Source organism: Bacillus sp. cl96 (genome assembly GCF_900100505.1).
GTDB classification, from domain to species: domain Bacteria; phylum Bacillota; class Bacilli; order Bacillales; family Bacillaceae_G; genus Bacillus_A; species Bacillus_A cereus.
Genome location: NZ_FNDM01000012.1, coordinates 158,940 through 182,773, shown reverse-complemented (window position 1 = coordinate 182,773; position 23,834 = coordinate 158,940). Strand labels below are relative to the sequence as shown.

Sequence of the window (23,834 nt, the reverse complement as noted above, 5' to 3'; positions counted from 1 at the left end):
AATTGGACAGCTAGGAGAAAGTTTTAACGAGATGGCTGCATCGTTACAAAGTGTCATTTCCAATATAAACACTTCAGCAAGTCATGTAGCGGCATCTTCAGAAGAATTAACAGCTAGTATGAAGCAGACAAGCGAAGCAACGGAACAAATTACACAGGCGATAGAGCAAGTATCAAGTGGTGCAGAAATACAAACGAAAGAAGTTGAAGAAGGAGCAACATTGTTAGAAGAAGTTACAGAAGGAATTCAGCGTGTTGCAGATAGTTCTTCATTAGTATCTACAGCCTCTATGTATACGAAGAAAAAAGCTGAAAATGGTGGGAAGTTAGTTGAACAAACTGTGAATCAAATGCAATTAATTCATGAGTCTGTTTCACAGTCAGACAAAATCATTGGTTTGTTAGACGATAAGTCGAAACAAATTGGAGCAATCCTTGAAGTGATTCAACATATTGCAGAACAGACAAATTTATTAGCGTTAAATGCGGCAATTGAGGCTGCGAGAGCTGGAGAGCAAGGAAGAGGATTTGCAATTGTAGCAGATGAAGTGCGAAAGCTAGCAGAACAATCAGGACAGTCTTCTACGGAAATTGGGAAACTAGTGAAAGAGATTCAATTTGATATAAAAGAAACAGTAAGCTCTATGAATCAAGTTGGAGCAGAAGTACAATCAGGACTTGTAGTTGCAAATGAAACGAAGCAAAGCTTTGCCGAAATATTGAAGTCTACAAATGATACAGTTGTACAAATTGATAGCATGGTAGATGTAGCAAAACAAATGACGGTAGATGCAAAACAAGTAAGTGCATCTATTAATGAAATTGCAGCCACAATTGAAGAAAATGCAGCAAGCGTTCAAAATATTGCTGGTTCTTCAGAAGAACAATTAGCTTCAGTAGATGAAATAAATGCAGCAGCAGTCCATTTATCACAAATGGCAGAAGAATTACAAGAGATGATTAGTAAGTTTAAAGTGTAATAACAAATATTAAGAAACGAGGTAATAATTTTACTTCGTTTCTTTTTTTATGAAGAGAAAAAGAAAGAAATATAGAGTAACCGTGTTATGATTAAGTATAATTAAAGAGACTGTATATTCTTTAAATTCTATCTTTAATCATGTTAGGGGAATGGTTTTGAAATTAAAAAAATTAAAACTCCAACCGAGAATTACATTAACTATTAGTACACTTATTTTAGTGGTACTTCTGCTAACGAGTTATTTATTTTATTACATATTATCTGAAACGGTAGAAGAGCAAATTGGGAAACGGGCTTTACATGTTGCGAAAACAGTTGCCGCGATACCAGAAATTCAGGAAGCTTTTCAAAAAGAAAATCCAGCTTCTATTATTCAGCCAATCGCAGAAAAAATTCGAATGGATACAGAGGCTGACTTCATTGTAGTTGGAAACAAAGAGGGGATTCGTTATGCGCATCCTGAGCGAGATAAAATAGGAGAAAAAATGGTTGGCGGAGATAATAAAGGCGTTTTATTAGAAGGAAAATCATATGTTTCGAAAGCAACTGGATCATTAGGCCCTTCATTACGCGGAAAAGTTCCAATCCGTAATCAGGAAAATGAAATCATTGGTGTGGTGTCTGTTGGATTTTCAATGGCTGATATTCATGGAGCGGTAGAAGTGTATGGAAAGCGTGTATTTTGGATTACAATAATAGGGCTATTAATTGGAGTAATCGGCTCTATATATTTAGCGGCAAGTATAAAAAGAATGATGTTCGGGATGGAGCCAGAAGAAATTTCATCTTTATATGAAGAGCATAGTACAGTGATTCAATCTGTACGTGAAGGGATTATTGTAATCGATAAAAATGGCATGATTAGTTTAGTCAATCAAGCAGCTTATGATATTCTTTCGCTAGATAAACAACAAAATATTATTGGGGAATTTATTTTAAATGTAATTCCTAATTCAACGATACTAGATGTACTTCAAACTGGTGAAGAACAGTTTGATCGCCAATTAAATATAAAAGGACAGGCTGTTATTGCGAACCGTCTACCTATTAAAGTAAAGAATAAAGTAACTGGTGTTGTATCGAGCTTACGTTTGAAATCTGAAATGGATCAGTTAACAGCAGAATTATCTCAGACGAAGCAATATACAGAGGCATTACGAGCGCAAGCGCACGAATATAATAATTTATTGTATACGCTTTCAGGTCTTATTCAATTAGAATCATACGAAGATGCTTTAGAGCTTATTCATAAGGAAACAGCGGTATATCAAGATTTTGTTCAATTTATTATGAAGCGGATTCAAAATCCATGGCTAGGTGGAATTTTAATTGGATTTTATAATAGAGCACGAGAGTTGAAGATTGATTTTATGCTAGATAGAGAAAGTGGTTTAGAAAAATTAAGTCCACATATTGAGAGTAATTATGTCGTTTCTATTTTAGGAAATTTAATTACGAATGCATTTGAAGCAATTGAAAAAAATGAAGAGAATGATAAGAAAGTAAGGATGTTTGTAACTGATATTGGAGAAGAAATATTAATTGAAGTGGAAGATTCAGGGCAAGGGATTCATGATGAAATAATTACTAGCATATTCTATAAAGGCTTTTCGACGAAAGAAGGAGGAGAGCGAGGATATGGATTAGCAAAAGTGAAAGAGTTAGTAGAAGATTTAAATGGAAGTATTGCAATTGAAAAAGGGGATTTAGGTGGTGCGTTATTTATTATTGCACTACCGAAAGAGAGAGGCGAATAGTAATGGGTGAGGAGATTGAAGTATTAATTGTAGAAGATGATATTCGGATTGCTGACATTCATCGTCGTTTTACTGAGAAAATTGAGGGATTTAAAGTAATTGGAACGGCAACGACTGGAGAACAAGCGAAAGAATGGCTAGAGCTTGTGAAGCCACAGCTTGTTTTATTAGATGTGTACTTACCTGATATGCAAGGAACGGAACTTGTCACATATATTAGGCATCATTTGCACGATACAGATATTATTATGATTACAGCGGCATCGGAAACAGATGTAGTGAGGCACGCCCTGCGGGGCGGAGTAACAGATTATATCGTAAAGCCACTAATGTTTGATCGATTTAAAGCAAGTCTGGAAGGCTATCAAAAAAAGATTATACAGTTAAAGAAAAATAATCAATTATCTACGGAGCAAATTGAATATTTATGGTCTCAAAGAGGGGTGAAGGGAGATCAAATAGAATATGCCCCGAAAGGGATAGATCCTTTAACTTTAGCGAAAATAAAAAAGCATATGTTAACAGTTAATGAAGAAGGGATTACAGCAGAGGTGCTAAGTTCAATGGTAGGCGTAAGCCGATCAACGGCAAGGCGTTATTTAGAGTATTTGATATCTGGGAAGAAAGTCCACGCAGAGCTAATATATGGAAGTGTTGGGAGACCCGAGAGACGTTATTTTCTTGTTTCTTCATAATAAAAAACAGTAGAGGATTTTATTCCTTCTACTGTTTTTTTTGCATCTTATATTGGAATAATCCCAATTACAATTCCGGTAATTAACATAACCATTGTCGTTCCAACGGCCCACAATAAAGTGAAGCGTTGATGTTCACCGAAATCAACTTTTGCCATTCCGACCAATAAATAAGTGGAAGCGACAAGAGGACTTAATAAGTGAACGGGTTGCCCAAGTAAGGAAGCGCGTCCCATTTCAGCTGCACTAATTCCGTAAGTAGCAGCAGCTTTCGTCAAAATAGGTAATACCCCGAAGTAAAATGCATCATTAGACATGAAAAATGTGAATGGCATACTGAGAAGTGCTGTAATAATTGGCAATTGTGGTCCAAGTGCATCTGGTATAAGAGTTACTACACTGTTAGCCATTGCATCTACCATTTTTGTTCCAGATAAAATACCAGTGAAAATACCGGCAGCAAATACGAGAGAAACAACTGCTAATACATTCCCAGCATGAGAAGCAATACGTTCTTTCTGTTGCTCTAAGTTTGGATAGTTAATCATAACAGCGATAGCAAAAGCGACTGTAAATAAAACAGGTAATGGCATAACTTCTAGTATGAGACAGACAAGTAATGTGGCGGTTAATAAAAAGTTAATCCATAGAAGTTTAGGGCGTTTATGCACTGCTGCTTCGACAGTTGCAGCTTGCTCATCCATTGTTTGCATTTGTTTTAAATACTGTACATCCATAATTCCTAAACGTTTTCTTTCTTTTTTTCCAAGATAGTAGGCAACGAAAACAACCCAAATTGCACCAGCAATCATTCCTGGAATAAGAGGTGTAAATAATTCGGAAGCCTCAAGCCCAAGTGCGCTCATAACACGAGCTGTGGGTCCACCCCAAGGTGTAAGATTTGTTACCCCTGCTCCTAACATAACAACTCCAGCTAATATGAGGGGGTTCATTCCAAGGCGCTTATATAGTGGATACATTGCGGAAACTGTAATCATGTATGTTGTTGTACCATCACCATCTAGAGAAACGATAATAGTCAATATAGCCGTTCCGACAACGATTTTTAAAGGATCTCCTTTTACAAATTTTAAAATCTTACTAATGACAGGATCGAATAAACCGCTATCAATCATAATCCCAAAATATAAAATAGCGAACATAAGCATAATACCAGTAGGTGCTAATTTTTGGATCCCCTCTAACATCATAGGTCCCATATCGGCATAGAATCCGCCAATTAATGCAAAAACACTCGGAATTAATATTAATGCTACTAGCGCTGACATACGTTTCGTCATAATTAAAAACATAAAGACAAATACCATCGCAAATCCAAGTAGTGCTAACATGTAATTTCCCCCTCAAAAGAATGATTGCGCTTTCAAAATAGAATAAAAATTCAGAAAAAGGTTTTTTATTTATAATAAAAGCATCTATTCAAATGGTAAATAATTTGAAAAATAACATCATTAGAAGCATAATTTTTATTTTGTTCATTTTGTTCACGGTAGTTAATTTGAATTTTTAAAAAGTAAGCTGCTTCTCGTAAGAATGGTAGAATAAGATGAAAATAGTGAAGTGTGAAATAGGGAGTAGATGTTATATGAAAACGAGAATTGAAGAGATTTATAGCTCTTATGAAGGAAAAGTAGAGGAGATTTTTATTAATGAATCTTCTTACGTATATGAATGGGAAAAATTACTGATGATCCGAAAAAATGACGGTGAGCTTAAAAAAATTGCAGTCGGGATTAGTGGAAATATAAGATTGGTAAATGTAGAAGTTGGACAGGAAATTAGTGCGGATACATTATTAGTTAAATTAGAAGATGATTTGTTAATTACAGGTTGCGAGTGATGAGAGATGTGTAGAAATAACTACACATCTTTTTTTGTTTCCTATATTACAAAAAGCACATTGTTTTTTCACAAATCTCACACAACCTTTTGGTATTCTTTTCGTGGAGTATACGGTTTCTAGGGAGGAATATTGATGAAAGTAAAATATGTCGTACTTGCTATATGTTTATGTTTCGTATTTACGGTAGTCGGGTGTGGGAAAAAGGAAACAGCAGCTGTTGCCATTGATGAGAAACATGATAAATGTGATATTTGCCAAATTGGGGTAACAGATAATCAATTTGCAACAGAAATTATTTTAGAAAATGGAAAAGCGTTAAAGTTTGATGATATCGGTTGTATGTATAAATGGATGGAGATCAACTCAGATGAAAAGACGAAAGAGAAATTTGTCCGAGATTATGATTCGAAAGATTGGATTTCGTTAGAAGACGCTACTTACGTATATGATAAAACAATAACGACACCGATGGCTTATAATGTCATTTCATTTAAAAATAAAAAAGATGCAGAGAGCTTTGTATCTAACTATAAGGGGAAAGTTCTTTCGTATAAAGAGCTAGCAGAGCATAAATGGGAAATGAATAAAGAGATGATGGGGAAACCGAAAGCAGGAAATCATGGTGGACATCATTAATAGAAAAAGACAACTATGTAGTTGTCTTTTTCTATTATTACTCAGGTGCAAATATAGAAAAGGTGTAAAATTTTTAGCAGAACGGTTACAATGGAATATAGTAACCTAAAGCAATCATTTATGTACTTTTTAGAAATGTATACAAATGCGGTAAAAACGTGCTAAACTAATTGCTTCATAATGTTAATGATGGGGCCATCAGGCGTATCATTTCAATAGGTTGAGAAACATAGTATAAGCTTAAGATAATCCGATTAAAGAAGGAATCTAAAGGGCTTATGGATAAATGTACTCAAGAAGAGTTATTGTATGTGATGGAGGAATGGTTAAGAAAACATTATCTTTCATAGGAGCTGTAGTTGTGAGAAAACAAAAAATTTTATTATGTATTTTATTAGGACTTTTAATGACGGTAGTGGCTTGCGATAAGCAAGAAGAACCAGAATCGAAACCGGTTCATGTGAAAAATGAGAAGAAAAAAGAGAAGCATAAAGAACAGGAAGAACCTAAAGAAGAGAAAAGTATAAATTTAATGGACAAACAGTTGTTACTTTCAGCTACTCTTGGAGATACAGAGACAGCTATGAAGTTGATTCAGGATGGAGCGAATATAAACGTAGAAGGTGACAACGGAGAAACGCCTGTCCTGGCAGCGACGTACCAAAATCATGTAGAGACAGTTAAAGCATTAATTGGTGCAGGTGCTAATATTGAAATTAAAGATGAGAAAAAAAGTAATCCACTTCTTTATGCAAGTAGAGAAGGATATACGGATATTGTAAAAGTATTAATTAATGCAGGAGTTAATACGAAAGAAACGACTAGGTCAGGTGGGACAGCACTTATTTCTGCATCTGAGCGTGGCCATGTAGAGGTTGTTAAAGAATTATTAGAGCATACAGATATTGATGTGAATTATAAAAATGAACGTGGTGGAACAGCGTTATTAGAAGCAATTGTATTAGGAAATGGTAGTGAAAACCATAAGAAAGTAATTCAATTACTTATTGATCACGGTGCAGATGTAAACATGGCTAACAAGGAACATCTGACACCACTGCAATACGCTGAAAAAAGAGGTTTTAAAGATATTGTAAATATGTTGAGGGTAGCTGGAGCGAATGAAGTAGTACAGCCACAACAACCAGTAGAGTAAAAAACGAAAAATAATCCCATTTAGATAGACAGAATGAAGAAATCAGTTAGTATGATGGATTCAGTAATGTGTATTTGAATGGGATTTTTATTTTGAACATGAAAAATAGATTATGAATGGATGGTAAATGGAGTAAATAAGGAGGCAACCTTATTTGGCAATTGTAAAAAATGAAAAAGTAGTTTCTGTTTGTTGCAGTGCCAGAAGTACGCCCGTAGCTGCTGAGGCAAGTGTGGAAACTTTAGCTGAGTTTCAAGGGAACGGATATGGTACTGATGTTGTTACAGCCTAGGCCATATCAATACAAGAGAAAAGGCGCATTCCACTTTATAGTACTGCTTGGGATAACTTTAGTTTGCAAGCAGTGGCAAGCAAACTAAAAATCATTAACTATGGAATGAATTTACATATTGATTGAATTTTAAGTATTGTTTCGTTCTATTTATTTATATTTTAATATCTAGATTAATGCAAATAATGATATGGTGAATATTAACATTCGATTAACACCTAATTAACAATCTATCAAAACTGACTTAATAAATGCGTAATATAGTAAAGGTAACAAAATAACTAGGGTAGAGAACATTTGAGAACACCCACTTACATATAATGTGCCACTTTCTTAGGTGTGCTCTATTCCCTAGAGTTCAAATAAGGAGAAAGGCGTTCTATGTAAGTAGGTGTTTTTAGTTTGGATAAAAATAGAACAGTTAGGTGGAATAAATGTTTAAAGAACCTTATATTGCGATGATAAAGGATTGGAAAGGATACAAAGCATACAAAAAATTGCCGAAAACAGTTTTTCTTATGACTGGTTCAATGCTGGAATTACCAGAGCGTGTATATGAATTGCAGAAACATGGACATGATGTATTTCTTCATTGTGATTTTATACAAGGCTTAAATACGAATACAGAGGAAGCGCTTTTGTATATTCAAGATGTTATCGGGGCACAAGGTATTATTTCAACAAAGGGTTCAACAATTCGAAATGCTAATAAAATTGGATTGAAAACAATTCAACGTATTTTTATTGTAGATACTTTATCTCTTACTAAATCAATTGAAAATTGTAAAACGACTAAACCAAATGCAGTAGAGATTATGCCGGGGATTATGCCTTCTATTATTAAGCAGCTAGTAGAGGAAATAGAGTTTCCTATTATTGCAGGAGGGCTGATTCAAACGCGAGAAGATGCGGAAATTGCAATTCGTGCAGGAGCAAGTGCGATTTCAACAAGTCATTATGAAGTATGGATACAAGAAGAAAAAAGGAGTGCAACCTTGTGATTGAATTGAAAAATGTTTCAAAGGTATATAAAAATGCAGAAGAGACAGCGGTTAAAGGCGTATCGGTTCATATTAAGAAGGGTGAATTTTTTGTTTTAGTTGGACCTTCGGGATGCGGGAAAAGCACATTATTACGAATGATCGCTGGCTTAGAAGAGATTTCTTCAGGAGATTTAATTATTAATGAACGTGTTGCAAATGATCTAGAGCCGAAAGACCGTAATCTATCAATGGTATTTCAAAATTATGCATTATATCCACACTTATCTGTAGAAGAAAATATTTTATTTGGACTTAAGGTAAGAAAAGTACAAAAAGAAGAGCGACAAAAGCGATTAATGGAAGCTATTGAAATGGTAGGACTGAAAGAGTATGTGAAAATGAAACCAGGCCAATTATCAGGCGGACAAAGACAGCGTGTTGCACTTGCCAGGGCAATTGTGAGTCAAGCGCCAATCTGTTTAATGGATGAACCACTTTCGAATTTGGATGCGAAATTACGTGCGCAAATGAGAATTGAAATTAGAGAAATTCAGCAGCGATTAGGAATTACGATGATTTACGTTACCCACGATCAAATAGAAGCGATGACTATGGGTGATCGTATCATGGTTTTAAATAAAGGAAGTATACAGCAAGTTGGAACACCACTTAACATATATAACGAACCAGCAAACGAATTTGTTGCAAGCTTTATAGGTTCTCCTTCTATGAATATAAATGATGGGGAAGTAAATAAAGAAAAAGGTGTATTGCATATAGGACAATTGCAAATTCCATTATCTATTAGACAGTTAAAGCAATTACCAGAAGGAACAATTCGCATAGGCATGCGCCCTGAGCATATTGCACTGTCTGAGGAGGGACAAGAAGTGACGTTGCAATCTGTAGAAGTATTAGGGAATGAATCTATATTGAACTTTGCGGTAAATGGAACAACTTGGAGTGCGAAAGTTATCGGACAGTTACTCCTGAACAAAGGTGACAAAGTAAAATTATTATTCTCGCAAGAAAAGTTATGCTTCTTTAACGAAAACACGAATGAACGCTTAAAAGTGGTAGCTGAAGAAGAGTTGAAAGTGGTGGCGAAATAATGATCGAAGTAAGTAAGTTACCAGTTCAAACAAAGGTGTCAAAAAAGAAAAAATTATGGGAGAGAACGAAAGATTTAAGAATAGGATTATTGTTTTTGGCGCCATCTATTTTGCTATTTTCGATTTTTCTGTTCTATCCATTGTTTAGGACGATTTATTATAGTTTTTATTTAACCGATATACATGGAGAAGCTAATCTTTTCGTTGGCTTAGAAAATTATCAATATTTATTCTCTGATCCAGCCTTCTACAAAAGTATAAAATCAACTTTATTATTTGTTTTATATACAGTTCCTACGAGTATTATATTTGCTTTGTTTCTTGCATTGATTGCAAATGGAAAGGTAAGAGGTATTGGGTTATTCCGAGTTCTGTTTTCTTCGACGATGGGAATATCAGTAGCTGCTAGTGCAGTGATTTGGCTATTTTTATTTCATCCAAGTGTAGGATTATTTAATAATATATTAGCCTCTATGAACCTTCCTGCAATCGCATGGTTAACGAGTCCGGACTGGGCACTATTCTCTGTATCAGTTACAACAGTTTGGGTGAATACAGGTTTTGCATTTTTAGTTATATTAGGTGGTTTACAAAATATTGATACGTCTTTATATGAGAGTGCATCTATAGATGGCGCTAGTTATTTATATAAGCTTCGCCGTGTTACATTACCGATGCTATCACCAACTTTATTCTTTATTGTAACAGTAACATTAATTAGTGCGTTCCAAAGCTTTGGACAAATTGATATTTTAACGCACGGTGGACCAAATGATGCAACGAATTTAATTGTGTACTCGATTTACAAAGAGGCGTTTGTGAATCATCAATTTGGAACAGCGAGTGCACAAGCGATGGTATTATTTGTTTTCATTTTCGTTGCTACATTACTTCAATTTAAGTTTGCTGAGAGAAAGGTGCATTATAAATGATTGTTAAACAGTGGAAACAAAATTTCCTATTATACATGCTACTCATTATTAGTGCAGTGATGGTATTTTTTCCTGTACTGTATGCATTTTTAATAAGCTTTATGACACCAGACGATATTCAAATGAGAAGGTTATTTCCGACCCAGTTTACTTTTGATAATTTCATTAATATTTTTCAAAAAGTACCGCTTTTTACATACTTATATAACAGTTTAATTGTATCGACAGTCGTTATGATTGGACAACTTATCGTATCAAGTTTAGCAGCTTATGCTTTTGTTTTTCTTCAGTTTAAAGGGAGAAACTTAATTTTCTTCCTGTTTATTTCAACGATGCTTATTCCGTGGGAAGCAACGATGGTGCCTAACTTTTTAACGATTCAAAACTTTGGCTGGATCAATAGTTTCGCCGGGATGACAGTGCCGTTTTTTGCAACAGCTTTCGGTATTTTCTTGTTACGCCAACATTTTATGACACTCCCGAATGAACTGAAAGAAGCTGCTTTTATTGAAGGGATTGGAAATATAAGATTTTTATTCAGCGTTGTAATACCGTATTGTAAAACGAGTTTTATTACGCTTGGAGTATATAGCTTTTTAACAACATGGAATATGTATTTATGGCCACTTTTAGTGACCACTGATGAAAAAGTAAGAACAGTGCAAATCGGTGTAAAGCAGCTTCAGTCTCAAGAAGTTGCAACTGATTGGGGAAGCGTAATGGCCGGTGTTACGGTTATCGTTATTCCAACATTGATTTTACTATTTTTAGGGCAAAAGCAATTACAACAAGGATTAACAAAAGGTGCAATTAAATAACTAAGAGAAGGTGGGATTTAAATGAGTCTAGTTAAAAAAGGTGCTGCTCTATTAATGGTAGCAACAATGGCATTATCTAGTGCAGCTTGTTCAAATAGTAAAACAGAGGGAAAACCTGAAGCACAGGCAAAAGTAGCACCAGTTGAAAAAAATGGTGATAAAACTGTAATTCGCTTCTGGCATGCGATGGGTGGAAAAACACAAGGAGTATTAGATGGTCTTGTTGCAGACTATAATAAGTCGCAAAATAAATATGAGATAAAGGCAGAGTTCCAAGGGACATATGAAGAGTCTTTAACGAAATTTAGAACGATGTCTGCAACGAAAGAAGCGCCAGCTCTTGTTCAATCGAGTGAAATTACAACGAAATATATGATTGATAGTAAAAAAATCACACCAATTGATAGCTGGATAAAAAAAGATAAGTACGATACGTCAAAATTAGAAAAAGCAATTACAAATTATTATTCAGTTGATGGAAAAATGTATTCTATGCCATTTAATTCATCTACACCAGTATTAATTTATAATAAAGATGCTTTCGCAAAGGCGGGCTTAGATCCAGAGAAAGCTCCAAAAACATATGCGGAATTACAAGAAGCAGCGAAAAAGTTAACGATTAAAGAAGGCGGAAATGTAAAACAATATGGATTCTCCATGCTTAACTACGGTTGGTTCTTTGAAGAATTGTTAGCGACACAAGGTGCTTTATATGTAGATAACGAAAACGGTCGTAAGGATGCTGCAAAGAAGGCGGTATTCAACGGTAAAGAAGGACAGAAAGTATTTGGAATGTTAGATGATTTAAATAAGGCTGGCGCCCTTGGAAAGTATGGAGCAAGTTGGGATGATATTCGTGCCGCGTTCCAATCTGGACAAGTTGCTATGTATTTAGATTCTTCAGCAGGTGTTCGTGATTTAATCGATGCATCTAAGTTTAATGTAGGTGTTTCATATATTCCGTATCCAGAGGATTCGAAACAAAATGGTGTTGTTATTGGTGGAGCATCATTATGGATGACGAATATGGTTTCAGAAGAAACGCAACAAGGTGCTTGGGACTTTATGAAATATTTAACGAAGCCAGACGTACAAGCAAAATGGCATACTGCAACAGGTTATTTCTCAATTAATCCAGATGCATATAATGAGCCATTAGTAAAAGAGCAATATGAAAAATATCCACAGTTGAAAGTAACAGTAGATCAATTGCAAGCGACGAAGCAATCTCCAGCAACACAAGGGGCTTTAATTAGTGTATTCCCAGAATCACGAGATGCAGTTGTAAAAGCATTAGAAGCGATGTATGACGGGAAGAATAGTAAAGAAGCGTTAGATGAAGCTGCCAAAGCAACAGATAGAGCAATTAGCATTTCAGCTCGTACGAGTCAAAAATAAGAGAAAGCCGTATCCTTAAAAGGGATACGGCTTTCTTTATAGGGAGATAAGGGATCAAAGAAATGATGAAGTCTTATCTCTTTTATATGAGTAAAGGGTCTAGAGTGAATGTTGTCCTTTTCATTATTTATTTAACTCCATTGCGACTTGTTTACCATTTACGAAAACCTCTACTACCGCTACTACAACTTCCATTACTTTTTTCATCTCTTATCTCTCCTTATTTTTTGTTTCATTTCTTACTCTCAGTATAAGGAAATACAGTAATTACAACTATCGAATTGGATGACAAGAGACTTACATTGTTGTAAGGATAATAGTTTAGTTTGTAATAAAGTGAAACTGTAATCAGTGGAGGGCTTACTGCCCGTTAATGCGGGATTTCAATTCTGAACTTTCTGTCGTTTTGAACTATAATTAGAAAGAGGGGGGATAATATGAAAAGAATTCTTGTTATTAGTGATATTCATGGAGAGATAGAAAAGTTCGAACAGTTATTGGAAGAAGCTCAATATGATGCGAAACAGGATCAATTAATCTTACTGGGAGATTATGTAGATCGTGGTCCAAATGCGCGTGCTGTAATTGAAAAGGTAAGAGAATTGAAAAAAGAGGGAGCACTCATTTTAAAAGGAAATCATGAAGATATGATGATTAAGGCGTTAACGACAAATGAGGAACGTTCATGGAACCATTGGATAAAAAGAAATGGTGGAGATAAGACATTATATAGCTATGGATTTGTAGAAGAAGATATTGCGGTTAATGAGAAAGACTTCCAAAAACCGATTTTACACTCTCGTGTATTAGAGGAACATATAAAGTTTATTCAAGAATTAGATCATTACATTGAAACAGAAGAGTATATATTTGTACATGCTGGGGTTGAACCGATGAAACGAGTTTCTGAATCTGAACCATATACATTAATGTGGATCCGTAATGAATTTCATAATGGATATAGCGGTGAAAAGGTTGTTGTATTTGGGCATACGGAAACAAAAACGCTTCATGGTAGTGAGGATTGCGGAGTGTATTTTGGTAGTAATCGTATTATTGGGATTGATGGCGGGGCTGTGTATGGCGGTCAGCTAAATTGTTTAGAGTTGCCGAGTAAAAAGGTATATGTAATAAAAAATTGAAAGAGATAAGAGGAATCTTATTTCTTTCAATTTTTTATTAAGCTAAATTTAAGACAAAGTTTTTATAATAAAACTTCAAAATTTTAGAAGGAAATAGTTAAAAATGAAATTACGTAATGTAACTACATTCTTTTGTTATAAAGAGAAGAAATGTAATAATAAATAGAATTGAACTATTTGATGGAAGGTGAGAGCATGCGTTTACTTGTAGTAGAAGATAATGCTTCGTTATTAGAGTCTATCGTACAAATTTTACGTGATGAATTTGAAGTAGATACGGCAATAAATGGAGAAGATGGATTGTTTTTAGCTCTTCAAAATATATATGATGCAATTTTGCTGGATGTGATGATGCCAGGGATGGACGGATTTGAAGTGATTCAAAAAATACGAGATGAAAAGATTGAAACACCAGTCCTGTTTTTGACAGCGAGAGATTCTTTAGAAGATCGGGTGAAGGGATTGGACTTTGGTGGAGATGACTATATTGTTAAGCCATTTCAGGCCCCTGAATTAAAAGCGAGAATTCGTGCTTTACTACGCAGAAGTGGTAGTTTAACAACGCAGCAAACAATTCGTTATAAAGGGATTGAATTATTCGGAAAAGATAAAGACGTTCAAGTAGATGGACAAAGTATTAAGTTGACATTGAAACAATATGAGCTACTAGAGTATCTCATTCAAAATAGCGGGAAGATTTTAATGCGTGAACAAATTTTTGATCGTGTTTGGGGATTTGATTCAGATACTACAGTAGCGATTGTAGAAGTATATGTGCATCATTTGCGTAAAAAATTAGAACCATTCGGTTATCAGAAAGATATTCAAACCGTTCGAGGTATTGGATATATATTAAAAGAACAATGAAAAAAGGAAGTATGTTTCAAAAAACACGCATTCGTTTGACTATAGTGAACTCATTAGTATTTATTCTATTAATAGGTATATTAGGTAGTATTATTTATTCATACACATATAAGCGTATTTATAATGAAGTGGATCAATCTATAAAAATGATGGCTCAGTATAGAGAAAAATTAGATGTTAAAATACCACCAAGAAAACGCATGGAGAATATCCAAATTGGAGATCCGCGAGTAACTAGAATAACTTGGAATGGAAAAATAGTGAAAATAGAGGGCGATAACCGTAAATTCCGTTCTATTTTTGAAGAGAATTTGGAAAGTTTTTCTCCCGAAAAATTAAAGGAGTTACAAGATATTGAAGTACAAGGACGATATTTTAGAGCATTTTCGCTTCAAAAAGATGGAGAAATAGTTCAAATCGTGCGAGATATAACAGCGGAAGAAGGAATGTTAAATACTTTATTTTTAATTCTCGTTATAGGTTGTAGCATAGGAAGCCTCTGTGCGATAGGTATTGGCTTTTTCCTAGCTGGTAGAGCACTTATACCTATTCAAAGTTCATGGGAGAAACAGCAGCAATTCGTTTCTGATGCATCACATGAACTCAGGACACCACTTGCAGTTATTCAATCAAAAACGGATGTTTTATTCCAGTCACCATCCGCTACGATAGAAGAAAAAGCGATGGATATTTCTACAATTTCAAAAGAATGTAGGCGGTTATCGAAACTCGTTAGTAATTTATTATTGCTAGCACGTTCTGATTCTAATCAAATTGAGATGGATAAGAAAACATTTGAACTTGATAAATTGTTAGAAGAAATAGTAGCTCCATATAAAGAGATTGCTTCTTATCAAGAAAAAGAAATGATGCTAAAAGTAGAACGTGGTGTATCTTTTATGGCTGATAGAGAGCGGATTCATCAAATGATGGTCATACAGTTAGATAATGCGATGAAGTATACAAACGAAGGTGGGCATATTCAAATTGATTGCACGCAAACGAGTAGTTCAATTCGCATACAGGTGAAAGATGACGGGATAGGAGTGAAAGAAGAAGATATTCCGAAATTATTTGATCGTTTTTATCAAGGGGATAAAGCAAGAAGTACGTCAGAAGGAGCTGGATTAGGTCTTTCAATCGCAAATTGGATTGTAGAAAAGCATTACGGAAAAATATCAGTAGAGAGCAAATGGGGAGATGGCACTTGTTTTGAAGTGATTTTCCCTAAAAACCAAAAAATATAAGTAAGAAGACGACCTTGTTTTTACAGGGTCGTCTTTTTTTAAGGTAAAGTTAAGAAACTATTTATATTATGTATGGCATCAAGAAAGTTCGTTACATGAAGAAGAGACTAGGTGTATGTGAGTGGGGTTTATCAATCATAATGTTATCTCAAGCAGCGATGAGATGTATGTATAGTATTAAAAAAACTAGGGGAATGATGGGAAAGAAAGTATAAGAGGGAGGAATTAATTTTGAAAAAGAAAATGATGACGGTATTCACTATTGGAGTAATGAGTTTAAGTATATTAGGGGGTGCCTCTCCTTCTGAAACACAAAAAGGAAAGACAGATTACACGCAGCGCAGTAAAGAACAATTGAACAATGGTAAGATACATGCAGTGCATACAGAAGAAAAAGCAGAGAAACTAGGTATTGAAACGGAAGGAAAAGAACAAATTACACTAGAAAAAGAAATTCATGAAACAGAAGTAGGAAGGGAAGCAGAGCAGTTAGGCATATCGATTGAAGGAAAAGATGTTGGGACGCTGTCAGAAGAAATCTATGAAACAAAAGTAAAGCAAGAAGCGTTGAAGCTAGGTATATCTATAGAGAATACATCAATTGTAGATTTAATTACTCAAATTAATGCGATTAAAATTAAAGATGAAGCAGATAAATTAGGTATTTCGACAGATGGAAAAGAAATCGAAGACATCGCGGAAGAAATCTACGGAAAGAAAGTAAGAGAAGAAGCAGAAAAGCTAGACATTTCTCAAAAAGGAAAAGAAATTGAAGAGTTAGCACAAGAAGTGTACGAACAAAAAGTACAAGAAGAAGCAAAAAAACATCATATTGATTTGTATGGTAAAGATATATATCAAATATTAAGAGAAATTAATGAACAAAAGGTGCTACAAATGGCAGATGAGCTTAATATGGATAAAATGAATATGAATATTCAAGAGTTAGCGGAAAAGATAAAAAAAGATCAGCCTGAAAAAGGAAAAGAACTAAATTTTGTACCGATGGTACGAACGGATGCTGACGCATTTTATTCTTATTTAACGAATTAATAAGGGTGTGAAAGCGATAAGAAAATTGAAGTGGTATATATGTACAGCTTTACTAGGTGCAGCAATATGGAGTGTATATACAAATGGAATTCCAAAGTATGTAGAGAAGTTAACATTCTCAAATATACAAAGAGGAAAAGAAACGGAGTTTAGTAATAACGATGAAAAAGTCATCTTATCAAATGTTCCCTTAATTCAGCAGTTACCAGAATTGGATAGAGGCTGTGAAGTGACGAGTTTAGCGATGATGTTACAATACGCTGGTGTTTCAGTGGATAAGATGACATTAGCAAATGAAATAAAAAAAGTTGATTTTATAGACGATGGTGTGCGCGGGAATCCAAATGAAGGATTTGTAGGTAATATTTATACATTTTCTGAATCGGGATATGGTGTATATCATGGGCCACTTTTTCAGTTAGCGGAAAAATATTTACCTAATAAAGCTGTAGACTTAACAGGGAAGAATATAGAAGAAATTTATAAGAGTATAAAAGCAGGGCAACCTGTAGTCATGATCACAAATGCAACATTTGCACCATTAGATGCAGATGAATTTACTACATGGGAAACAAATAGTGGAGATGTTTCTATTACGTATAATGAACATTGTATTGTACTTATCGGGTATGATCAGGAATCTGTATATATTCGAGATCCACTTGAGGGTAGCTTAGATGTAAAAGTACCGAGAGAAACCTTTGAACAGGCATGGGCGCAAATGGGAAGTCAGGCAATTAGTTATGTAAAGAGCGTCAAATAAATTAGGACGAAGAGTTTTAGTAATATGACTATAAGGCGAAGGATAAAGATTTGAGGATTATAAGAGAAGTTTTATAGAGTATAAGCTGTTAAGAAATAAGAGAACTTTAGTATATATAATGCTAAAGTTCTCTTATTTTTATGATTAAAATACGTATAAGGAGTGAATATGCAAAAATGCATAATTGACGAAAAATTTACATGTTATCATTATATATTGTTTTATATATGTTAATTGTATAAAATGACACAAGTATCCACATTACATAAAGGAGGCTTATTATGCAAAAAATATTTAACCGGGTTAAATGTATGAGTATCAAGAAAAAATTAATCATTTCATTTTTTCTAATTTTAACTATACCAGGACTTATTATCGGTGGTGTTTCATATCAAACTGCCAAAACAAATTTTGAACAACAAATCACAGGTAAAGCAAAGGAAAACATTTCGATTTTAAATACTGTTATTTCTCAAAATATAGAAGAGAAATTTGTTGATGCAGCATACTTTGCAGACATCTTAACAGAGGATACATATCCAAACGGACAAGAAGAAATAGTAAGAACGAAGTTAGCGCAATATATAAAACTTCATCCAGAAGTAGAAGGTATTTATATTGGAACAGAGACGGGAAAGTTTATAAGAGAACCATTTATCCAAATGGCTGATGGGTATAATCCAACAGATAGATCTTGGTATAAAGAAGCACATGAAAATAAAGGGAAAGTAATTGTTACTGCACCATATCAATCAGCATCTACAAAAAATATGGTAGTGACAATTGCAAAAGAAGTAAAAGATGGTAAAGGTGTTATAGGAATTAATTTAAACTTAGATAACATCTTAAAAATTTCCAAAATGATTAACATTGGTGAAAAAGGTTATGCAGTTATTTTAGATCAAAATAAGCAAATTGTTAGTCATCCATCTAGAAAACCAGGTGCAAAAGTTACTGATCCTTGGATTAAACCAATTTATGAAGATAAACAAGGAAATGTGTCTTATACAGAACAAGATGATAAAAAGAATTTAATCTTTGCAACAAATGAGAAAACGGGCTGGAAAGTAGTTGGCGTTATGTTCGATGAAGAAATTACCCAAGCTGCCAGTCCAGTGTTTTATAAGACTTTGATTGTCATTGCTATCGCTATTGCATTTGGTAGTATATTAATTTATTTCATTACAAAGTCTATTACAAGGCCATTACGAAAAATAGCTGAATCGGCATATAAAATTAGTAAGGGAGATTTAACAGAGAAAATTACAATCCATTCCAAGGATGACATAGGGAAATTAGGGAATTCATTTAATGAAATGTCTACGTCTTTACAAGATGTTATTACCCAAATTAGCTTTTCAGCAGAACATGTTGCAGCATCGGCAGAAGAGTTAACAGCGAGCGTACAGCAAGCAAATGATGCGACAGATCAAATTACAATTGCAATGGAACAAGTATCAGGTGGGGCTGAATCACAAAGTCAAGGTGTTGAAGAAGGTGCGGCTACATTGCAACAAGTAAATACAGCAATTCAAGATGTAACTGGAAGCGCAGAGTCAATTTCTATTTCCTCATTACATGCGCGAGAAAGAGCTGAAGAGGGAGAAGATTTAGTTGAACAAACTGCAAAACAAATGCAGTCTATTTCTAGGTCGGTATCCGAGTCAGATGCTATTATTAAACTTCTTGATGAGAAATCAAAGCAAGTAGGAGCTATTTCTGAAGCAATTCAAAACATCGCAACTCAAACAAACTTATTAGCTTTAAATGCGGCTATTGAAGCAGCAAGAGCAGGTGAACAGGGACGAGGATTTGCTATTGTAGCAGATGAGGTTAGAAAATTAGCAGAGCAATCAGGAGAGTCATCTGGAGAGATTGCAAATTTAATTGCAGAAATTAAGGCGGATATTGAACATACTGTTAAGGCGATGGATAATGTGAATGGAGAAGTTCAACAGGGCCTTGATGTTGTAACAAAAACGAAAGTAAGTTTTACGGAAATTTTAAGTTCTACTACACATATTGTTTCTCAAGTTAATCAAATGGTAGAAACAACGAAGAGAATTGCTGGAGATGCAAATGAAGTGACAAATGCTATTGATGAAATTGCAGCTGCTGCAGAAGAAAATACAGCTAGTATGCAAAGTGTTGCAGCTTCAACAGAAGAACAGGTTAATTCCATGGAGGAAATTAGTTCAGCTTCGCAAAACTTAGCTGAGATGGCAGAAGAACTACAAGCGATGACTAGTAAATTTAAAGTATAATAACAGCAGATAAGTAAGGTGAAAATAATATCACCTTACTTATTTTTCTATTCAGCAATTAGGGGAGTCATTAACGGGATGAAAAAAAGAAGAAGACTATGGAATTTATGGAAAACGATTACATTGTTAGTTTGTACAGTTGTAATTTTTTCTTTACTTGTGACAGATATATTAATTAGTCATAATGTAGAACGGACGACGGAGGATAGCCAAGCAGAGAAGGCAAAAACAATTGCACACATTGTGGCGAATGATTCGATTGTAATCGATGGTTTGGTTGGGAAAGCAGATACCTCTGCAATCCAAACGTATACAAATAGAATATTACAAAACACAGGTGTTCAGTTTATTGTAGTTATGGACATGAATGGAATAAGAAAGTCACATCCAAATCCTCAAAAAATAGGGCATCATTTTATTGGGGGAGATGAAGGGCCTGCATTGAAAGGAAAAGAACATGTATCGTTAGCAGAAGGAACTTTAGGTATTTCCATGCGAGTGTTTGTACCAATATTTTCTGAAACAGGTGAACAACTTGGAGCTGTGGCTGTTGGTATTTCAGCAGATAATGTAAAAGAGAGAGTTAAGGAAAGTAGACATATCATTTATATTGGTGTCGGAGTTGGTGTATTAGTCGGAATTATAGGAGCAATATTGCTAGCTAGACATATAAAGAAAAGTTTATTCGGTCTTGAGCCGCACAGGATAGCAAAAATTCTTGAAGAAAGAAATACGATGCTACAATCTGTAAAGGAAGGTATTATTGCTGTAGATAAAGAGGCTAGAGTAACATTAATTAATAATGAAGCGAAACGTCTATTTAAAAAAAGCGGACTTGAAGAAGATTTTATCGGTAAAGATGTTGAGTTGTATATGCCAAATTCACGTATAAAAGAAGTATTGCAAACGGGAGAAGTACAATTAAACGAAGAACAAAATATTTATGGAATTACGATTGTGACGAATCGAGTTCCTTTATATGTAAAAGGAGAAATAGTTGGTGCAATTGCAACATTTCGTGATAAAACAGAGATTAGAAAACTAGCAGAGGAACTAACTGGTATTAGACTATATGCAGAAGCATTACGGGCACAATCTCATGAGTTTATGAATAAGATGCATGTCGTATTAGGGCTTACACATATGAAGCAGTATGAAGAATTACAGAAGTATATAAGCGGCATGGTATCAGAGCATCAATATGAAATTGGTGGAGTTATGAAAAGAATAAAAAGTCCAGTATTTGCTGGTTTTTTACTAGGTAAGCTCAGCTATGCTAGAGAGAAAAATATAAAATTAATTATAAGTGAAGATTCTTATATGCCGGAAATAGATGATGAAAGTATTACTCATGAACTTATTACGATTGTCGGAAATTTAATTGATAATGCATTAGAGGCAGTTACGAATTGTGAAAAGAAGCGAGTTGAAGTTAAGATACAACATGGGGATATACTAACTATTACAGTACAAGATACGGGAAAAGGTATACAAGAAAAAGAAATAGAGCAATTATTTACGAAAGGTTATTCCACAAAGGGAGATAACCGCGGTTATGGTTTGTATCTTGTAAAAGAAAGTATACAGCGAATAAATGGGGAAATTCATATGCATTCATTAGTAGGTAAGGGAACAACGATAACAATTGAAATACTTAAAGGTAGGGATGAGAGGCAAATATGATTAAAGTTTTAATTGTAGAAGATGACCCGATGGTAGCAATGCTAAATACGCATTATTTAGAGCAAGTAGGAGGATGTGAACTTGTTCAAGCAGTTAACTCAGTAAAGTCGGCGATCGAAATATTAGAGAAATCACGAGTAGATTTAGTTTTACTTGATATTTTTATGCCTGAAGAGACTGGTTTTGAGCTTTTAATGTATATCCGGAACCAAGAAAAAGAAATTGATATTATAATGATTTCAGCTGTACATGATATGGGAAGTATTAAAAAAGCATTACAATATGGTGTAGTAGATTATTTAATTAAACCATTTACATTTGAACGATTTAAAGAGGCATTAACTATATATCGAGAAAAACTTACTTTCATGAAAGAACAACAAAAAATTAGTCAATCGGAATTAGATTCGTTAATTTTACAAAAAGAAAAAAGGGAGCCTACTGTCACGAAAGAGCTTCCGAAAGGGTTAACGAAGCAAACGTTGCAATTAATTTGGCAGAAGATCGAGTCGTTGAATGGAAGAGTGTTTACAACAGATGAAATGGCACAATTAGTTGGAATTTCAAGAGTTTCTATTCGAAAATATGTAATGTTTTTGACTGACATTGGAGTGTTAGAAAACGAAATGATGTACCAACATGTGGGCAGACCTGTAAGTAAATTAAGATGTGTTGATCAAAAGAAAATAGAGTTTTACGTATAAGCGACTTAATATAAGTCGCTTATACTTTTTTTAATTACAAAATCAATTACAAAACTTACAAAAACTATTTTTACTATTGAAAGCGTTTTAATATTGTTATTAAGAAAACGAGGGGGTGCCATATGGGAATTCAAAAGAATGTGGAAGCGGTATCATTTTCTGAAGGAAATGAAGTACAAAGAGAATCTTTCGCTTCTAAAATTATGAATGTAAAAATCGGTGTTATACCTTTACCGTTATATGTAATATTGGCTGCTATTATTTATGGGGCATCTGTATATAATAAATTGCCAGCAGATATGATTGGTGGATTTGCAGTTATTATGATCATGGGGATTTTCTTAGGCGATATTGGGATGAGAATTCCAATTTTAAAAAATATCGGCGGTCCAGCAATACTTTCGTTATTTATTCCATCATTACTTGTATTTTTTAACTGGATGAATCCAGCTTCAATGGAAGCTGCGACTATGTTAATGAAAAAATCGAACTTTTTATATTTATATATTTCTTGTTTAGTAGTCGGAAGTATTTTAGGAATGAACCGTAAAGTGTTAGTACAAGGTTTCGTTCGTATGTTTATTCCTTTAGTAGTAGGGACGTTAGCTTCTGTAGCAGTAGGGTTATTGGTCGGTTCATTATTTGGATTTGAAATGAAGCACACATTCTTCTTTATCATCGTACCAATTGTGAGTGGTGGTATCGGGGAAGGGATTTTACCATTGTCGCTAGCTTATAGTGATATTTTAAATGAATCATCAGCGACGTTTGTATCACAGCTTATTCCAGCAGCTATTATTGGAAATATGTTCGCAATTGTAAGTGCAGGGTATATGAAGCGTTTAGGTGAGAAGAAACCGGAGCTTAGTGGTAACGGTGTATTAGTGAAAACAGACAATCAAGCAGAATTATTAAAAGAACAAAATACAGAGAAGCCAATTGACTTCTCATTAATGGGAGCAGGTTTATTAATTGCGTGTACGTTCTTCATCTTTGGAGGATTTGCTTCTAAGTTCATCGGTATTCCTGGGGCAATCATTATGATTTTTTCAGCAGCACTTGTGAAATACTTTAAATTAATGCCAGCAAAAATGGAGCAAGGAGCATTCCATTTATATAAATTTATTTCGAAGAATTTAACTTGGCCTTTAATGGTTGGATTAGGATTGCTATATATTCCGTTAAAAGACGTAGCAGCAGTTCTTTCAGTAGGATATGTTGTTGTGTGCGCATCGGTTGTTCTTACAATGGTAGCATCAGGTTTTCTTGTAGGGAAAGTGATGAAGATGTATCCAGTTGAATCGGCGATTGTAACTGGATGTCATAGCGGTTTAGGCGGAACTGGAGATGTTGCTATTTTATCGGCTTCAAATCGTATGGAATTAATGCCGTTCGCGCAAATTTCAACTCGTTTAGGCGGGGCGGCAATGGTTGTAACGGCGACAATATTATTAAAAATGTTTTCATGATCAAACAAGCTAGCTATA

At 34.5% G+C, this 23,834-nt stretch carries 21 protein-coding genes and 1 pseudogene; 21 read left to right on the top strand and 1 reads right to left on the bottom strand.

Features of this window, described 5'->3' with window-relative positions; genetic code table 11:
- Nucleotides 1-31: 31 nt before the first annotated feature.
- The 3 genes from BLT20_RS31375 to BLT20_RS23235 all read left to right on the top strand — a co-directional run bounded on the left by BLT20_RS31375 (nucleotide 32) and on the right by BLT20_RS23235 (nucleotide 3,433).
- Complete coding sequence (locus tag BLT20_RS31375; RefSeq protein WP_370445030.1) at nucleotides 32-979, top strand: methyl-accepting chemotaxis protein; 948 nt, start codon at nucleotides 32-34, stop codon at nucleotides 977-979.
- Nucleotides 980-1,130: 151 nt separating this feature from the next.
- Nucleotides 1,131-2,738, top strand: a complete 1,608-nt coding sequence (locus tag BLT20_RS23240; RefSeq protein ID WP_002025277.1) for an ATP-binding protein — start codon at nucleotides 1,131-1,133, stop codon at nucleotides 2,736-2,738.
- A gap of 2 nt (nucleotides 2,739-2,740) precedes the next feature.
- Nucleotides 2,741-3,433, top strand: coding sequence for a response regulator (locus BLT20_RS23235; protein WP_000503461.1), 693 nt, complete (start codon nucleotides 2,741-2,743; stop codon nucleotides 3,431-3,433).
- A gap of 47 nt (nucleotides 3,434-3,480) precedes the next feature.
- On the opposite strand, the gene BLT20_RS23230 is transcribed toward BLT20_RS23235, so the two are convergent.
- Nucleotides 3,481-4,785 (bottom strand): CitMHS family transporter, encoded by a 1,305-nt coding sequence (locus tag BLT20_RS23230; RefSeq protein WP_000880464.1) that lies wholly within the window; start codon nucleotides 4,783-4,785, stop codon nucleotides 3,481-3,483.
- A 254-nt stretch (nucleotides 4,786-5,039) separates the two neighbouring features.
- Between BLT20_RS23230 and BLT20_RS23225 the strand changes: the two genes are divergently transcribed.
- From BLT20_RS23225 to BLT20_RS23140, 18 genes and pseudogenes are all read left to right on the top strand, one after another.
- Complete coding sequence (locus BLT20_RS23225) at nucleotides 5,040-5,294, top strand: hypothetical protein (RefSeq protein WP_000857376.1); 255 nt, start codon at nucleotides 5,040-5,042, stop codon at nucleotides 5,292-5,294.
- Between the two features lie 135 nt (nucleotides 5,295-5,429).
- Nucleotides 5,430-5,933: a nitrous oxide reductase accessory protein NosL gene (locus tag BLT20_RS23220; protein ID WP_000865665.1), complete on the top strand. Its 504-nt coding sequence runs from the start codon at nucleotides 5,430-5,432 to the stop codon at nucleotides 5,931-5,933.
- 286 nt (nucleotides 5,934-6,219) lie between these two features.
- Nucleotides 6,220-7,089: an ankyrin repeat domain-containing protein gene (locus tag BLT20_RS23215; protein WP_000287331.1), complete on the top strand. Its 870-nt coding sequence runs from the start codon at nucleotides 6,220-6,222 to the stop codon at nucleotides 7,087-7,089.
- Nucleotides 7,090-7,231: 142 nt separating this feature from the next.
- Nucleotides 7,232-7,507 (top strand): annotated as a pseudogene (locus BLT20_RS23210) (GNAT family N-acetyltransferase); the annotation flags it as partial.
- 308 nt (nucleotides 7,508-7,815) lie between these two features.
- Nucleotides 7,816-8,382, top strand: a complete 567-nt coding sequence (locus tag BLT20_RS23205) for a glycerol-3-phosphate responsive antiterminator (protein WP_000472003.1) — start codon at nucleotides 7,816-7,818, stop codon at nucleotides 8,380-8,382.
- A complete protein-coding gene (locus BLT20_RS23200) occupies nucleotides 8,379-9,476 on the top strand; it encodes an ABC transporter ATP-binding protein (protein WP_000571390.1) in 1,098 nt (365 codons plus the stop codon). Before BLT20_RS23205 ends, BLT20_RS23200 begins: the two co-directional genes overlap by 4 nt.
- Entirely contained in the window at nucleotides 9,476-10,408 is a 933-nt protein-coding gene (locus tag BLT20_RS23195) for a carbohydrate ABC transporter permease (RefSeq protein WP_000573797.1), read from the top strand. The genes BLT20_RS23200 and BLT20_RS23195 overlap by 1 nt, the downstream gene beginning before the upstream one ends.
- Complete coding sequence (locus tag BLT20_RS23190; protein ID WP_000635946.1) at nucleotides 10,405-11,226, top strand: carbohydrate ABC transporter permease; 822 nt, start codon at nucleotides 10,405-10,407, stop codon at nucleotides 11,224-11,226. Before BLT20_RS23195 ends, BLT20_RS23190 begins: the two co-directional genes overlap by 4 nt.
- 21 nt (nucleotides 11,227-11,247) lie before the next feature.
- Nucleotides 11,248-12,624 (top strand): ABC transporter substrate-binding protein, encoded by a 1,377-nt coding sequence (locus tag BLT20_RS23185; protein ID WP_000060602.1) that lies wholly within the window; start codon nucleotides 11,248-11,250, stop codon nucleotides 12,622-12,624.
- Between the two features lie 437 nt (nucleotides 12,625-13,061).
- Nucleotides 13,062-13,766, top strand: coding sequence for a metallophosphoesterase family protein (locus BLT20_RS23180; protein ID WP_000821973.1), 705 nt, complete (start codon nucleotides 13,062-13,064; stop codon nucleotides 13,764-13,766).
- Between the two features lie 195 nt (nucleotides 13,767-13,961).
- Nucleotides 13,962-14,633, top strand: coding sequence for a response regulator transcription factor (locus BLT20_RS23175; RefSeq protein ID WP_001238623.1), 672 nt, complete (start codon nucleotides 13,962-13,964; stop codon nucleotides 14,631-14,633).
- Nucleotides 14,630-15,880, top strand: a complete 1,251-nt coding sequence (locus tag BLT20_RS23170; RefSeq protein ID WP_000715833.1) for a sensor histidine kinase — start codon at nucleotides 14,630-14,632, stop codon at nucleotides 15,878-15,880. Before BLT20_RS23175 ends, BLT20_RS23170 begins: the two co-directional genes overlap by 4 nt.
- Nucleotides 15,881-16,111: 231 nt before the next feature.
- Nucleotides 16,112-16,933 (top strand): hypothetical protein, encoded by an 822-nt coding sequence (locus tag BLT20_RS23165; protein WP_000728587.1) that lies wholly within the window; start codon nucleotides 16,112-16,114, stop codon nucleotides 16,931-16,933.
- A gap of 7 nt (nucleotides 16,934-16,940) precedes the next feature.
- Complete coding sequence (locus tag BLT20_RS23160) at nucleotides 16,941-17,696, top strand: C39 family peptidase (protein ID WP_002023225.1); 756 nt, start codon at nucleotides 16,941-16,943, stop codon at nucleotides 17,694-17,696.
- A 422-nt stretch (nucleotides 17,697-18,118) separates the two neighbouring features.
- Entirely contained in the window at nucleotides 18,119-19,960 is a 1,842-nt protein-coding gene (locus tag BLT20_RS23155; protein WP_370684814.1) for a methyl-accepting chemotaxis protein, read from the top strand.
- A gap of 78 nt (nucleotides 19,961-20,038) precedes the next feature.
- On the top strand, nucleotides 20,039-21,643 hold the full coding sequence (locus BLT20_RS23150; RefSeq protein WP_000747346.1) for a sensor histidine kinase: 1,605 nt from the start codon (nucleotides 20,039-20,041) through the stop codon (nucleotides 21,641-21,643).
- Complete coding sequence (locus BLT20_RS23145; protein ID WP_000598649.1) at nucleotides 21,640-22,347, top strand: response regulator; 708 nt, start codon at nucleotides 21,640-21,642, stop codon at nucleotides 22,345-22,347. Before BLT20_RS23150 ends, BLT20_RS23145 begins: the two co-directional genes overlap by 4 nt.
- A 122-nt stretch (nucleotides 22,348-22,469) precedes the next feature.
- Nucleotides 22,470-23,816, top strand: coding sequence for a 2-hydroxycarboxylate transporter family protein (locus BLT20_RS23140; RefSeq protein ID WP_000512717.1), 1,347 nt, complete (start codon nucleotides 22,470-22,472; stop codon nucleotides 23,814-23,816).
- Nucleotides 23,817-23,834 lie beyond the last annotated feature (18 nt).